The following is a 14,108-nucleotide window of genomic DNA, read 5'->3' as shown; positions in this document are numbered from 1 at the left end:
GTGCCCGACGACGCCGCCCCCAGTGAACTGACCTACGAGCAGGCCCGCGACGAACTCGTCGACGTGGTGCGCCGGCTGGAAGCCGGCGGGACCGGCCTGGAGGAGGCCCTGGCGCTGTGGGAACGCGGCGAGGCCCTCGCCGACCGCTGCCAGCAGTGGCTGGACGGTGCCCGTGCCCGCCTGGACGCCGCCGGCGGGGACGAGGCCGCCGACACCGACGGCTGATCCGCCCGCGCTCGACCACGAGAGTGCTCGATCAGGCACTTCCGGCGGCGGCGCCCCAGGGCGTGCCGGCCTGCTCCCAGCCGGCCTCGGCCGCGGTGACCAGCTCGGTCAGCAGCGGGTAGCCGCCCTCGCCCGTGACGAGCACGGTCACGTCGTCCTGGGTGCGGGCCAGGCTGTAGCGGGCACGGTCCTCCTGCAGGTACCGCTGCCAGGTGCCGTCCCCGATCGTCGCCTCGCCGTCGTCGTCGCCGCTCTGGGTCTGCGCCCGCAGCCACGTCGGCGTGGTGTCGCGCGCGACCTCGAGGGCCAGGAACTTCCCCTCGTCGGTGCGGTACCCGACGTGCCAGGTGACGACGCCGTCGGTGGAGCGGTTGACGTTGGCCGACGTCGCGGTCCACTCCTCCACGCCGACGGGCACGACGGGTTCGAAGGACAGCTGCGAGCGCGCGCCCTCGGCGGCGTTGGCGACGTCGACGGCCGGCTGCTCGATCGCGTTGGGCCGCGGCAGCAGCCAGACGACGACGGCCACCATGGCCAGGATCACGGCCATCGAGATGATCATGGACTGGACGTTGCCGCCCGAGTGCCGCTGCCGGGGCACACCGCGGGGGTCCTCCCCGCTGTCGGTGGGGGCGGGCTGCGGCGGACGACCGGTCGTGCTCACGCCCCCATGGTGACGGATAGCATCGGCAGCCGACGACGTGCGTCGCCCGGTGATCCGCCCGGTACCGGTCCCGAAGGTCAGCTGGCTCCAGGAGGCCCCCACCATGTCCCAGAACACCGCGCTCCCCCCGTCGCTGGCCGTCGGCACCGAGGCCCCCGACCGCAACCTCGCGATGGAACTCGTCCGCGTCACCGAGGCCGCCGCCATGGCCGGCGGCCGCTGGGTCGGGCGCGGGGACAAGAACAAGGCCGACGGCGCGGCCGTCAACGCCATGCGCACCCTCATCGGCACCGTCTCCATGAACGGCACCGTCGTCATCGGCGAGGGCGAGAAGGACAACGCCCCGATGCTCTACAACGGCGAACGCGTGGGCGACGGCACCGGCGCCGAGTGCGACGTCGCCGTCGACCCCATCGACGGCACCACCCTGACCGCCCGCGGCATGCCCAACGCCGTCGCCGTCCTGGCCGTGGCCGAACGCGGCACCATGTACGACCCCTCGGCGGTGTTCTACATGGACAAGCTGGCCGTGGGCCCCGAGGCCGCCGACGTCGTCGACATCCGCCTACCGGTGCGCGAGAACATCCGCCGCCTGGCCAAGGCCAAGAACCGCTGGGTGGAGGACATCACCGTCTGCATCCTGGACCGCCCCCGCCACGCCAAGCTGGCCGACGAGGTCCGCGAGGCCGGCGCCCGCATCAAGTTCATCTCCGACGGCGACGTGGCCGGTGCGGTGATGGCCGCCCGCGAGGGCACCGGCGTGGACCTGCTGCTGGGCATCGGCGGCACCCCCGAGGGCATCATCACCGCCTGCGCCATGCACTGCCTGGGCGGCGCCATCCAGGGCCGGCTGGCCCCCCGCGACGACGACGAGAAGCAGAAGGCGATCGACGCCGGTCACGACCTGGACGCCGTCCTGGACACCAAGACCCTGGTGGCCTCCGACAACGTCTACTTCGTCGTCACCGGCATCACCGACGGCGAGCTGGTCGACGGCGTGCGCTACCGCGGCGACACCATCAGCACCTCCAGCATCGTGATGCGCAGCAAGTCCGGCACCATCCGCAAGGTCGACAGCGAGCACCGCCTGTCCAAGCTGCGCGCCTACTCCGCGATCGACTTCACCGGCCCCCGCTGATGACGGGCGCGCTGCCGGGGTCGCGAGCGGTCGTCGTCGGCGAGGCCCTCGTCGACGTCGTCCACCGGGCGGGCTCGGACGCCTCCGACGCCACCACCGAACACCCCGGCGGGTCCCCGCTCAACGTCGCCTACGGCCTGGGCCGGCTCGGGCACGACGTCGGGCTGCTGACCCGCCTGGGCGACGACGACCACGGCAAGCTGCTGCGCGCGCACCTGGAATCCGGTGCCGTGCAGTTGCTCCCGGGCGCCGTCGACGGTGACCCGACCCCGGTGGCGCGGGCCGAGATCGACGCCGAGGGCAAGGCGACCTACGACTTCGACCTGGTCTGGCGGGTGCCGGAGGTCACGCTCGGCGACGACGTCACGCTCGTGCACACCGGGTCGATCGGCGCGGCCGTCCCCCCCGGGGCGGACACCGCCCTGAGCCTGCTGCGCTCGGTGCGGGGCCGCGCGACGACGAGCTACGACCCCAACGTGCGGCCGGCGTTCTTCGCCGACCGCGAGCAGGCCCTGGCCCGCGTCGAGCAGTTCGTCGAGGCGGCCGACGTCGTCAAGGCCTCCGACGAGGACCTGGCCTGGCTGCTGCCCGGCGAGGACGTCGAGGCCGTCGCCTACCGGTGGCAGGCGCGGGGCCCGGCGCTGGTCGTGGTGACCCGCGGCAGCGCGGGGGCCGTCGCCGTCTCCGGCGCCGGCACGCTGCACGTCCCGGCGCCGCGCATCGAGGTCGTCGACACCGTCGGCGCCGGCGACGCGTTCATGTCCGGGCTGCTGCACGCCCTGGCCGAGCACGACCTGCTCGGAGGCCGGGGACTGCCGCGACTGCGTCACCTCGGCCTGGGCACCCTGGAGTCGATCGTGGCCACGGCCATCCGCTCGGCGTCCATCACCTGCTCGCGGGCCGGGGCGAACCCCCCGACGCGCGCCGAGCTCGACGCCTGAGCACCGTCCGGCTCAGCGCCGGCGTCGCAGCAGGCGGCTCAGCGGCCGCACCCGCGGCGGCGCCGGCAGCGCCGCCCGGCGGCGGGCCACCTCGTCGCGCAGGCGTTCGGCCGCCCCCGAGACGGCGTCGAACCCGCGGCCGAGACGCTCGCGGCGGTGCAGTTCGTCGCGGTAGGCGCGGCGGAAGAGGCTGACGCGGTCGACGAGCCCGGGCACCAGCTCCCGGGAGGCCGGAGCCAGCTGCAGGCGCACCGTCTGCCGGGCCAGCGGTTCCAGCCGCCGCTTGTAGGCCTCGTCACCGCGCAGCAGGTCCAGCTCGCGGTACCCGGACAGGATCGCCCGACGGCGCAGGCGCAGCAGCAGCAAGGTGCCCGGCCCCGTCGCGGCGTAGCGGCGCCGGTAGGACTGCACGTACCCGTGCAGGGCCGTGGGACCGGCCAGGCAGAACGTGTAGGCGACCAGCTCGCCGTCGACGCGCAGCCCGGACAGCTGCACCCCGCCCGGCGGTGTCGTCCACAGCACCTCGGACAGCGTGCGCCCCGACGCCCCGCGCCACGGGCGGCGGCGACGGGCGGCGTGCGGGTGCGCGTCGTCGACCTCGGCGAGTTCGGTGACGAGCTCCTCGAGCCGGTCCGCGGCGGCCTCGGGGTCGGTCTCGCGCAGCGCGGCCAGACCGGCGAGCAGGTCGTCGGCGACGACGAGCTCACCGAGCTCGGCCAGCCGTCGCCACTGCCGTCGTTCCTCGTGCCGCACGTGCCGCCCCAGCGCCGCGTCGTGCTCGGCGACCGTGGCCGGCAACGGCACGCTGTGCACCGTCGCCTGCGGCAGCGTGCGCACGGCGTAGCCGCGCCCGGCGGCCCACTGCGCCACCAGCTCGGGCAGCGCGCCGGAGGCCGGCACCTGCTCCAGGTCCAGCAGCGCGCCCGGCGCCTCGCGGACCGCCCCGTCCAGCACGGCCGCGACCAGGCGCGAGCGGGGAACACCGGCGTCGGGATCGGTGAGGACGCCCGCGTAGTCGCTGCCCCCGGCTCCCAGGAACGTCAGCAGCGGGCGCGAGCCGCCCAGCAGGGCGAAGGCCCCGAAGGCCAGCAGCCGGCCGTCGCGGCGCACGCTGACCAGCAACGGCTCGCCGGCCCCGAGGTGGCGGTGGACGGCCCGCAGCCAGTCCGGGCCCGTGAACGGCGACTCCCCCGCCCGGGCCGCCAGCACCCGCCACTCCGGCACGGGGGCGCTGCCGAGACCGCGGCGCACGGTGACCGCCAGGCCGTGGGAGGGGTCCTGCACGAGCGCGAGCCCGGGAACGGCGGGACCGGCCTCGACGGGGAGCGCGAGCGAGTCCGTCACCGCCACCGCCCTCCGCACCAGGTCCCGCACGAACGGGCCCGCCCGTGTGGAGGACCCGTGCGCGCACGATAGCCACGGTGTCCGACAGTCGTGCGGAACCTCCGCACGCGTCGGCGGACTATCGACGCACCGTGAGCAGGCGTGTACTCACAGCTGAGCCGAGCGGTGGCGGCCGGGGACGAGCCGGCCGTGGACGCACGAAGCGCCCCGGGCAGACCCCGGGGCGCTCCGCCGTCCGCTCAGACGCTCGCCGGCGCCTTGGACGCCTCCGAGCGGGCCCGCTCCAGGGACCGCTTGCGCAGCGCCTCGGACTGCTCGCCGATCTTCTTCGCCTTCTCCTCGTCACGGGTCAGGTTCACCCCGGAGGAGGGGTCGAACACGTGCATCCGCCGCGGGTCGAACCACAGGCGCGCGGTGTCGCCGTCGCGCACCCCGCTCATCGCGTCGAGGGTCACGACGAGCTGGCTGCGCAGGCTCTCCCCGTCCAGCTCGCGGTCGAGCTCGGCCAGCTGCGCCCTGGTCTCCTCCGCGGCCTCGAACGGCACGTAGGCGTACAGCTCGTTGCCCAGCCACTCGGTGACGTCGACCTGCGCCGAGAAGGTCACCGCCCCGCCGGGGGCGTCGGTCACGTCGGCGTCGTCGAAGTGCTCGGGCCGCACGCCGACGATGAGCAGCTTGCCGTCGTGCTCCGAGCCGACCACCGCGGGCCTGGGCACCTCGCAGAACGGCAGCTGCAGGACGTCGCCGCTCACCCGCGCGGGCAGGAAGTTCATCGGCGGCGAACCGATGAACCCGGCGACGAAGAGGTTGACGGGCTGTTCGTACAGCTCACGCGGGCTGGCGACCTGCTGCAGGACGCCCTTGCGCAGGACGGCCACCCGGTCGCCCAGCGTCATGGCCTCGGTCTGGTCGTGGGTGACGTAGACCGTCGTCGTGGCCAGCGAGCGCTGCATCCGGGCGATCTCGGTGCGCATCTGCCCGCGCAGCTTGGCGTCGAGGTTCGACAGCGGTTCGTCGAACAGGAACGCCTTGGCGTCGCGGACGATCGCCCGCCCCATCGCCACCCGCTGACGCTGCCCGCCGGACAGGTTCGCCGGTTTGCGGTCCAGGTGCTCGTGCAGCTCCAGCATGTCGGCCGCGCGCTGCACCCGTTCCCGGATCTCGCTCTCGGGCACCTTGGAGTGGTTCAGCCGCAACGGGAAGGCGATGTTCTCCCCCACGCTCAGGTGCGGGTACAGGGCGTAGTTCTGGAACACCATCGCCAGGTCCCGGTCCCGGGGGGCCAGGTCGTTGACGCGCTTGCCGTCGATGAGCAGGTCGCCGGAGGTGATGTCCTCCAGCCCGACGATCATCCGCAGCAGCGTCGACTTCCCGCAGCCGGACGGACCGACCAGGATGACGAACTCCCCGTCAGCGATGTCGAGGCTGACGTCGTTCACGGCCGGGAAGCCGTCACCGTACTGCTTGACGATGTTCTTCAGTTCGATGCGAGCCATTGTTCTGGAACCCTTCCCTCAGCCCTTGACTGCGCCGTTGGTGAGACCCGCGACGATGCGGCGCTGGAACACCAGCGCCAGGACCACGACCGGGATGGTGACGATGACGGCGGCCGCCGAGATGGCGCCCGTCGGCTGGACGAAGTAGCTGGACCCGGTGAAGCTCGACAACGCCGCCGGCACCGGCTGGGCCCGCGACGTCGAGGTCAGCGAGATGCCGAACACGAAGTCGTTCCAGGCGATGAAGAACGCGATGATCGCCGTGGTGAACACCCCGGGCGCGGCCAGCGGGACGATGACCTTGCGGAACGCCTGCCAGCTCGTCGCCCCGTCGACCTGGGCGGCCTGCTCCATGTCCCACGGGATCCCGCGGAAGAACGCCGACATCGTCCAGATGGAGATCGGCAGCGTCAGCGCCAGGTAGGGGATGATCAGGCCGGGGATCGTGTCGTACAGGCCGATCTGCCGCCACGCGTTGAACAGCGGGGTGACCATCGTGATGACCGGGAACACCGCCACCGCCAGCGCACTGGTGAGGACCACGCGCTTGCCCGGGAAGTTCAGCCGGGCGATGGCGTAGGCCGCGAACATCGACAGGATGACCGCGATGAACGTCGCGACGAGGCAGGTGATGATCGAGTTCCGCAGCGCCGGCAGGAACAGGTCCGACCCGTTGCCGCGGAAGATCTCGTCGTAGTTGCCCCAGGTCCACTGCGACGGGAAGAACGTCCGCTCCGCCAGGGCACCTTCGGACTTGAAGCTCATCGAGACGATGTAGACGACCGGGACGATCGCGTAGAGGACGATCAGCAGGGCACCGAGGTACCAGCCGGTCTTCTCCTTGGTGGACAACGCACCCATCAGCCCTCACCCCTCGCACGGGCCAGGTCGACCCGGAACACCTTGATCGCCACGAAGCAGATCAGCAGGACGCAGACGAACAGCAGCACCGAGACCGCCGACCCCAGCCCGATCTCCAGCCGGCTGATGGTCTGGTTGTACGCCAGCGACGAGACGGTCTCGGTGCCCGCCGCGCCGTTGGTCATGATGTAGACGTTGTCGAAGATGCGGAACGCGTCCAGGGCGCGGAACAGCAGGGCCACCATGATGGAGGCCTTCATGTTCGGCAGCGTCACCTTCCACAGCCGCTCCCACGCCGTGGCCCCGTCGACCTTGGCCGCCTCCGTCATGTCCGAGGGGACCTGCGCGAGCCCCGCCAGCAGCAGCAGCGAGATGAACGGGGTGGTCTTCCAGATCTCCGAGAGGCAGATGACCGCCAGCGCCGACCACTTGTTGGCGAAGACGTCGTAGTCGTCCAGGCCCAGCACGGCGTTCATGAACCCCGTGGTCAGGCCGAACGCGTACTGCCAGGCGTAGGCCGAGACCACGGTGATGATCGCGTACGGGATGAGGATCGCGGTGCGGACGATGGGCCGCAGCCAGCCGAGGACCTTGTGCATCACCATGGCCAGCGCGAACCCGATGACGAGTTCGACGGCCACGGTGACGACGGTGATCAGCGCGGTGTTGCCCAGCGCCGACCACCACAGCCCGTCGGAGAGGATGACCCCGTAGTTCTTCAGCCCGACGAACTCCCGGTCGGCCGGTGCGGTCAGCCGGAAGCTGAAGAGCGACTCGTACAGCGCCTGCAGGATCGGGTACCCGGTGACGGCGACGAGGATGACGAACGCCGGCCCGGCCAGCATCCACCCCAGCTTCGCCTCGGACCGGGCCTTGTCGCTGGCGCGCGGGCGCTTGCCCTTGGGGTCGGTGGCGATGTCGGCGCCGAGCGGTGTGGCGGTGGTGCTCACAGCAGCTTCTCCCCTCGCAGCACCTCTTCGATGTAACCCTGCGACTGCGCCGGGGTGTCGTCGGTGACGGCGGAGACCGGCTGCCACCGGTCGGCGATGCCCTGGCTCACCTCGTTGTAGTACGCGGTCTGCGGCCTGGGAGCCGCCGCCTGCAGCGAGGTCCGGATGGTGTCGTACATCGGGTACGCCTCCTGGACCTCGGGGTCCTCGTAGGCCGCCTCGGCGGCGGCCGGGTTGCCGTCGGAGATCATGTACGCGGCCTGGTTCTCCACCGAGACGATGCAGGACACGGCCTCGAACGCCGCCTCCTTGTTCTCGCTGAAGGCGCTGACACCGATGTCGATGCCTCCCAGCGGCGGAGCCGCCGGGAGGTCCGCGCTCATCGCGGGGTACGTCGTCCAGCCGTAGTCGTCGAAGATCGCCTGGTCCATCGTGCCCTCTTCGGCCGCGGACTTGCCCTGGGCGTAGACGAAGGGCCAGTTCACCATGAACGCCGCGTCGCCCTGCTGGAACAGGTTGGCCGTGGCGGCCTCGTCGCGGTTGTCGATGCCCGGTCCGCCGACCCCGGCAGCGGTGATGTCCTGCATGACCTTCGCGGCGGCCGCGCCCGCCTCGCTCTCCAGGCCCAGCCGGATGTCCGGGCCCTTGGCGTCGGGGTTCTCGATGACCTCACCGCCGGCCGAGGCGATCATGGCGTTGACCCACACGGTCATGGACTCCGCCCGCTGGCCCTGGACGCCGATGGCGGTGCCCTGCTGCTGGGCGGCCTGGACCAGCTGGTCCCAGGTGATCGGCTGCGTCGTGTCCAGGCCGGCGGCCTGGGCGACGGACTTGCGGAACCACAGCAGCTGGGTGTTCGCCCAGAACGGTGCGGTGACGAGCTCGTCCTTCCACGACGCGCCCTGCACCGCGCCCTCGACGATCCCGTCGGACCACTGCTGCTGCAGGTCGGCGGGCACCTCGGCCAGGAAGCCGGCCTCGGCCGTCTCCGGCACGAAGACGGGGTCCAGGCTCATGAGGTCGATCGAGGTGTCGTTGCCGGCGAGCCGTCGCATGAGCTGCTCGCGTTGCGCGGCGGCGTCGCTGGGCAGGATGGAGACGTCGATCGTGTAGGCGCCGCCGGACTGCTCGCTGCACTGCTGCGCGATCGTCTGCTGACCCCCGTTGTCGGGGTTGATGTACCAGTTGAGCGTCGGGGTGCCCGACGCGGTGCTCGAGTCACCACACGCTGCGAGACCACCGGCGAGCACCGCCGCCGCGCTCACCATCCCCAGGTGGGTGCGCCATCGACCTGCCACGGCCCCTCCTTGGACTCCGTCGTCGGATGTCGTCCGCCATGCCTACACCTGGCCTCCACGGCGCGCACCCCGGAAGATCCGCCGGGCTCGGGATCGTGAGCAGTCCGTGATCCACGCCACCGGCCGCACCACGGCACGGGGCGGGTTGGCAGGATGGGGGCATGGCCAGTGAAGCCCCTGATCAACAGTTCCGGATCGAGCACGACACCATGGGAGAGGTCCGGGTCCCCGCGGCCGCGAAGTACCGCGCGCAGACGCAGCGGGCCGTGGAGAACTTCCCGATCTCGGGCACGCCCCTGGAGCGCGCTCACATCGAGGCCCTGGCCCGCATCAAGAAGGCCGCGGCGCTGGCCAACGCCGAGCTGGGGGTGCTGGAGGAGGACCTGGCCCGGGCCGTCGCGGCCGCCGCCGACGAGGTCGCCGGCGGCCGCTGGGACGCCGAGTTCCCCGTCGACATCTTCCAGACCGGCTCGGGCACGAGCTCGAACATGAACGCCAACGAGGTCATCGCGACCCTGGCGACCGAGCGGCTCGGCTCCCCCGTCCACCCCAACGACCACGTCAACGCCTCGCAGTCGTCCAACGACGTCTTCCCGACCTCGGTGCACGTGGCCGCGACCTCGGCCGTCGTCACCGAGCTGGTCCCGGCCCTGCGCCACCTCGAGGCGTCGTTGCGCCGCAAGGCCACCGAGTGGGCCGACGTCGTGAAGTCCGGTCGCACGCACCTCATGGACGCCACCCCGGTGACCCTGGGCCAGGAGTTCGCCGGCTACGCGCAGCAACTGGCGCGCGGCGTCGAACGCGTCGAGGCGACCGTCGTGCGGGTGGCCGAGGTGCCGCTGGGCGGCACGGCCGTGGGCACGGGCATCAACACCCCGCCCGGGTTCCCGCAGCGCGTCATCGAGCTGCTCGCCGCCGACACCGGCCTGCCGCTGACCGAGGCCGCGGACCACTTCGAGGCCCAGGGCGCCCGCGACGCGCTCGTCGAGCTGTCCGGCGCGCTGAAGGTCGTCGCCGTCAGTCTCACCAAGATCTGCAACGACCTGCGCTGGATGGGATCCGGCCCGCGCACGGGCCTGGGCGAGCTGCGGCTGCCGGACCTGCAGCCGGGGTCGTCGATCATGCCGGGCAAGGTGAACCCGGTCGTTCCCGAGGCCACCCTCATGGTGTGCGCGCAGGTCGTCGGCAACGACGCCACCGTCGCCTGGGCCGGGGCCAGCGGCTCCTTCGAGCTGAACGTCCAGATCCCGGTGATGGCGCGCAACGTGCTGGAGTCCGCGCGGCTGCTGGGCAACGCCTCGAAGCTGCTGGCCGACCGCACGATCGACGGCCTGGAGGCCGACGTCGAGACGTGCCGCCGCTTCGCCGAGTCCTCCCCCTCGATCGTCACCCCGCTCAACCGGGTCATCGGGTACGAGGCGGCCGCCAAGGTCGCCAAGCACGCCGTCGCGACCGGTTCGACCGTGCGCGAGGCCGTCGTGGCGCTCGGGTTCGTCGAGCGCGGTGAGGTCAGCGAGGAGCAGCTCGACACGGCGCTGGACGTCATGTCGATGACGCACCCCTGATCCGGGCCCGGTCGTGGCCGCGGCGGTGAGGCACCGCGCCGGCGCGCCCACGACCGGCTCCCACCCCAGACTGACGGGGTGCTGCCCCACCTGCTCCTCGTCCTGCTGGGTGCGCTCGCCCTGACGATCGTGTCGGCGCGCCGGGGGTGGCAGGCGCCGCTGGTGCTCGCGGTGACCGGCGCCGCCGTCTCCTTCGTGCCCGGGCTGCCGCGGCTGGAGCTGCCTCCGGACGTCATCCTGTCCGTGGTCCTGCCGCCGCTGCTGTTCTCCACCACGGCCGGCTTCTCCTGGCGCGGGTTCGTGCGCCGCTGGCGGTCGATCACCAACCTCGGGGTGCTGCTGGTCGTCGTCACGACGGCGGCGGTGGGCGCGGTCGCCGCGTACGCGGTGCCCTGGCTCGGGCTGGGCACCGCGCTGGTGCTGGCGGCCGTCGTCTCCCCGCCCGACGCCGTGACAGCGGTGGCCATCGGTGGCCGCCTCGGGCTGCCCGTCCGGGTCCTGACGACGCTCAAGGGCGAGAGCCTGGTCAACGACGCAGCGGCGCTGACGCTGTTCTCCACGGCGACGGCGGCGGTGGCCGGAACCGAGACGGTCATCGGCGACCCCGTGCTCTTCTTCCTGTTCGAGGCCGTCGGCGGGGTCCTCGTCGGCGCCGTCCTCGGACGGGTGGTGCACCTGGTGCGCACGCGCCTGCGCAACCCCGCCAACATGACGGCCCTGGCGGTGCTCACGCCGTTCACCGCCTACGCCGTCGCCGAGGCCCTGGAGACCTCCGGGGTGCTGGCCGTCGTGGCCGCCGGGTTCGCGCTGTCGCGCCGGGCCGTGCGGACGGTCTACGCGACCCGCATCGCCGAGCGCGAGGTGTGGAACCTGCTGGACGTGCTGCTGGAGGCGTTCGTCTTCGCCTACCTGGGTCTGCAGCTGCGCTTCCTGCTCTCGGACGCGCTGGACGAGGGGACGAGCCTCGCCGGGCTGCTGGGGGCAGCGCTGGTCGTGCTGGCCGCGGTGGTCGGGGTCCGCCTCGTCTGGGTGCTCGGCGGTGGCGTGCTCATGCGCCGGGTCCTGCGCGGGCGCTTCTCCCCCGGCGGCCGCCACTACACCGTCCGCGAGGACGTCGTCATCGCCTGGACCGGCATGCGCGGTGTGGTGACGCTGGCCGCCGCGGCCGGGATCCCCGAGACCACCGCCTCCGGTGAGCCGTTCCCGCACCGCGCCGACCTGCAGGTGCTCGCCTTCGCCGTCGCGGTGGGCACCCTCGTGCTGCAGGGCTCCACGCTGCCGGCCCTGATCCGCCGGCTGCGGCTGGAGGCTCCCGAGGAGCACGAGTGGCTCGACCGGCAGCGCCGGCTGGCGCGGGAGCTGTCCTCGCGGACGGCGCACGAGGAGCTGACCCGTGCGCGGGAGGAGGCGGACGACCCGGTGCGTCGCCACGTCGCCGACCTCGTCCTGCGACGGGCCGAGCAGCTCGCCGCGCTGCGGGCCTCCGACGACGCCGAGCAGGAGGGCGCCTCCACCGGCCGGGTTGCCGCTGAGACGGGGATCCTGTTGCGGCGCAGGATGATCAGCGCCCAGCGAGCGGCGCTGGTGACGGCTCAGGAGGAGGGGCGCATCGCCGAGGAGGCGGTGGCGGAGTCGCTGGAGCAGCTCGACCTGGACGAGGCGTCGCTGTCGCACCGCAGCTCGCCGCGACTGTGAGCGCGTGCGGCGGGCCCGCCGACGCCACAGGGCGCCGGCCCCCTCGCGGGGACCGGCGCCCTGTGGACGTGAGGAGACTCAGCGCGAGTAGTACTCGACGACGAGCTGCTCGTCGCAGGTCACCGGGATCTGCTCGCGGACCGGCAGAGCGTTCACCTTGGCGGTGAGCTCGGCACGTTCCACCTCCAGCCAGCCGGGGATCTCGTTGTCGCTCCAGCCGCCCTCGGCAGCCACGATGAACGGGGTCTTCGCCTTCGAGCGCGGCGCGACCTCGACCGTCTGACCGGGCAGGACCCGGAAGGACGGACGGTCCACGCGACGGCCGTCGACGACGATGTGGCGGTGCACGACCATCTGGCGAGCCTGGTAGATGGTCCGGGCGAAGCCCGCACGCCACACGACCGAGTCCAGACGCGTCTCGAGCAGCTGGACCAGGTTCTGGCCCGTCTTGCCCGGCTTGCGCTTGGCCAGGTCGTACGCCCGACGGAGCTGGGTCTCGCTGACGTCGTACTGGAACCGCAGACGCTGCTTCTCGCGCAGCTGCGTCGCGTAGTCCGACGCCTTCTTCTGCTTGCGACCGTGCATGCCCGGCGGGTACGGGCGACGGTCCATGTAGCGGGCGGCCTTCGGCGTGAGGGCCACCCCGAGTGCGCGGGAGATGCGCACCTTGGGTCGGGCGTTGTTCATTCCACTCTCCTGATCGTAAGGTGAGCCTGGCCTTCCTCGAGAAGCACTCGAAGGGCCAGGACGATCGCGCCCCGAGGAGGCAACGTGAACCACCGGATCCCGGGGATCGAGCGGACCACGGCACCGGTCCCGCACGGGCAGGACTCGGAGCGCACCGCTCCCAACTCTACGGCCTCCGACGGGGTGACGATGACCACCAGCACGACCAGCGGCACGACCAGCGGCACGACCAGCGGCACGACCAGGCACGCGCTCACCCGCCCCACCCCCGCCCAGTGGGCCCGCACCCTGGCCGTCGGGACGGTCACCGGCACGCTGCACCTGCCGCGCACCCGGCAGGCCTGCCCGCACCACCAGCACGGGCACGACCACCCGCACGACCCCGAGGACGTCTTCGCCGAGATCGCCCCGGCCCGGCGCACCCGCACGAGCGAGTCGCGCACCGAGGCCTACGGCGTGCAGCACCTCACCGACGCCTGGGGCGGGCTGCTGCTGCTCCTGGAGGACGGCTCGCCGCTGCACCGCCGGCTGCTCGAACTCGACGACGACAGCCGCTGGAGCCGCGTCCCCGCCGTGCTGGACGTCCTGGACGTCCCGCCGGGACAGGCGGTCCTGCCCAGGGCCCGGCTGTGCGTGACGGGCTGGGTGGAGTCGATCCTGCCGGCCGACCAGCGCCGGGTGGCCCAGACCGCGGCGGCCGTGCGGCCGCTGGGGGCGCTGCTGGACGTCGGCAGCACGCGGCTCGTCTGGCGCCTGGAGGTCGCCGACGTCCGGGTGACCACGGCCGGCGGGGTGCACCTGCTGGAGGACGAGGAGTTCACCACGGCCGCACCCGATCCGCTGTACGACGACGAGGACGGGCTGGTCGCCCACCTGGAGGCCCACCACCGCGACGCCCTCATCGGCTGGGTGCTGGGCCAGCTGCCCGAGGCGCAGGCGCGCGAGACGCGCGAGGTCGCCGTCGTGGGCGCCGACCGGTACGGGCTCGACGTGCTGGTCACGATCGGTGGCGGCACGAGGACGCTGCGGGCGCCGTTCCCCGAGCCCGTCCGGCACGAGCACGACGTCGCCCGCGCGCTCTGCGGGCTGTTCGGGTGCCCGTGCGGGGGAAGGGGCCCGGACCACCGGGGGGGGGGGGGGGGGGGGGGGGGGGGGGGGGGGGGGGGGGGGGGGGGGGGGGGGGGGGGGGGGGGGGGGGGGGGGGGGGGGGGGGGGCGGGCGCGCGGGGGCGGGGGGCGTTGTCT

General features: G+C 72.9%; 13 protein-coding genes. 6 read left to right on the top strand and 7 right to left on the bottom strand.

From position 1 onward, the window contains the following. A complete protein-coding gene (locus ACRYR2_RS19630) occupies positions 1 to 225 on the top strand; it encodes an exodeoxyribonuclease VII small subunit (RefSeq protein WP_432564573.1) in 225 nt (74 codons plus the stop codon). A gap of 31 nt (positions 226 to 256) precedes the next feature. On the opposite strand, the gene ACRYR2_RS19625 is transcribed toward ACRYR2_RS19630, so the two are convergent. Continuing rightward, positions 257 to 889 carry a DUF4245 domain-containing protein gene (locus ACRYR2_RS19625; RefSeq protein WP_432564572.1) on the bottom strand — a complete coding sequence of 211 codons (633 nt, stop codon included), beginning with the start codon at positions 887 to 889 and terminating at the stop codon, positions 257 to 259. Positions 890 to 992: 103 nt separating this feature from the next. Between ACRYR2_RS19625 and glpX the strand changes: the two genes are divergently transcribed. Next, a complete protein-coding gene (gene glpX / locus ACRYR2_RS19620; RefSeq protein ID WP_432564571.1) occupies positions 993 to 2,027 on the top strand; it encodes a class II fructose-bisphosphatase in 1,035 nt (344 codons plus the stop codon). Continuing rightward, positions 2,027 to 2,968, top strand: coding sequence for a carbohydrate kinase family protein (locus ACRYR2_RS19615; protein ID WP_432564570.1), 942 nt, complete (start codon positions 2,027 to 2,029; stop codon positions 2,966 to 2,968). The genes glpX and ACRYR2_RS19615 overlap by 1 nt, the downstream gene beginning before the upstream one ends. Before the next feature lie 12 nt (positions 2,969 to 2,980). Here the strand turns inward: ACRYR2_RS19615 and ACRYR2_RS19610 are convergent, their stop codons facing one another. The 5 genes from ACRYR2_RS19610 to ACRYR2_RS19590 form a co-directional block, all read right to left on the bottom strand. Continuing rightward, the gene (locus ACRYR2_RS19610) at positions 2,981 to 4,312 is read right to left on the bottom strand and encodes a GNAT family N-acetyltransferase (protein WP_432564569.1); all 1,332 of its coding nucleotides are present in this window, start codon (positions 4,310 to 4,312) and stop codon (positions 2,981 to 2,983) included. Positions 4,313 to 4,551: 239 nt separating this feature from the next. Then, complete coding sequence (locus ACRYR2_RS19605) at positions 4,552 to 5,808, bottom strand: ABC transporter ATP-binding protein (RefSeq protein ID WP_432564568.1); 1,257 nt, start codon at positions 5,806 to 5,808, stop codon at positions 4,552 to 4,554. An 18-nt stretch (positions 5,809 to 5,826) separates the two neighbouring features. After that, positions 5,827 to 6,660 (bottom strand): carbohydrate ABC transporter permease, encoded by an 834-nt coding sequence (locus ACRYR2_RS19600; RefSeq protein ID WP_432564615.1) that lies wholly within the window; start codon positions 6,658 to 6,660, stop codon positions 5,827 to 5,829. An 8-nt stretch (positions 6,661 to 6,668) separates the two neighbouring features. Further along, positions 6,669 to 7,619: a carbohydrate ABC transporter permease gene (locus tag ACRYR2_RS19595; protein ID WP_432564567.1), complete on the bottom strand. Its 951-nt coding sequence runs from the start codon at positions 7,617 to 7,619 to the stop codon at positions 6,669 to 6,671. Then, positions 7,616 to 8,917 carry an extracellular solute-binding protein gene (locus ACRYR2_RS19590; protein WP_432564566.1) on the bottom strand — a complete coding sequence of 434 codons (1,302 nt, stop codon included), beginning with the start codon at positions 8,915 to 8,917 and terminating at the stop codon, positions 7,616 to 7,618. The genes ACRYR2_RS19595 and ACRYR2_RS19590 overlap by 4 nt, the downstream gene beginning before the upstream one ends. Positions 8,918 to 9,078: 161 nt before the next feature. Between ACRYR2_RS19590 and ACRYR2_RS19585 the strand changes: the two genes are divergently transcribed. Together ACRYR2_RS19585 and ACRYR2_RS19580 are read left to right on the top strand one after the other, a co-directional pair. Continuing rightward, on the top strand, positions 9,079 to 10,482 hold the full coding sequence (locus ACRYR2_RS19585) for a class II fumarate hydratase (protein WP_432564565.1): 1,404 nt from the start codon (positions 9,079 to 9,081) through the stop codon (positions 10,480 to 10,482). A gap of 78 nt (positions 10,483 to 10,560) precedes the next feature. Further along, on the top strand, positions 10,561 to 12,177 hold the full coding sequence (locus ACRYR2_RS19580; RefSeq protein WP_432564564.1) for a Na+/H+ antiporter: 1,617 nt from the start codon (positions 10,561 to 10,563) through the stop codon (positions 12,175 to 12,177). A 78-nt stretch (positions 12,178 to 12,255) separates the two neighbouring features. Here ACRYR2_RS19580 and rpsD read toward each other — a convergent pair whose 3' ends face one another. After that, positions 12,256 to 12,864, bottom strand: coding sequence for a 30S ribosomal protein S4 (gene rpsD, locus ACRYR2_RS19575; protein WP_432564563.1), 609 nt, complete (start codon positions 12,862 to 12,864; stop codon positions 12,256 to 12,258). Between the two features lie 84 nt (positions 12,865 to 12,948). Between rpsD and ACRYR2_RS19570 the strand changes: the two genes are divergently transcribed. After that, positions 12,949 to 14,108: DUF2470 domain-containing protein (locus tag ACRYR2_RS19570; protein WP_432564562.1), on the top strand; the 1,160-nt coding region annotated here is incomplete at its 3' end.

Origin of the sequence: Kineococcus deserti (genome assembly GCF_050871945.1) — a bacterium.
Classification (GTDB): Bacteria; Actinomycetota; Actinomycetes; order Actinomycetales; family Kineococcaceae; genus Kineococcus.
Note: the sequence above shows the minus strand (reverse complement) of the source record. Positions and strands in the feature narration are given on the sequence as shown.

Excerpts from the sequence above, each read along its gene's own strand:
- ACRYR2_RS19615 (WP_432564570.1), top strand. The coding sequence starts at position 2,027 with ATGACGGGCGCGCTGCCGGGGTCGCGAGCGGTCGTCGTCGGCGAGGCC.
- ACRYR2_RS19585 (WP_432564565.1), top strand. The coding sequence starts at position 9,079 with ATGGCCAGTGAAGCCCCTGATCAACAGTTCCGGATCGAGCACGACACC.
- ACRYR2_RS19605 (WP_432564568.1), bottom strand. The coding sequence starts at position 5,808 with ATGGCTCGCATCGAACTGAAGAACATCGTCAAGCAGTACGGTGACGGC.
- glpX (WP_432564571.1), top strand. The coding sequence starts at position 993 with ATGTCCCAGAACACCGCGCTCCCCCCGTCGCTGGCCGTCGGCACCGAG.
- rpsD (WP_432564563.1), bottom strand. The coding sequence starts at position 12,864 with ATGAACAACGCCCGACCCAAGGTGCGCATCTCCCGCGCACTCGGGGTG.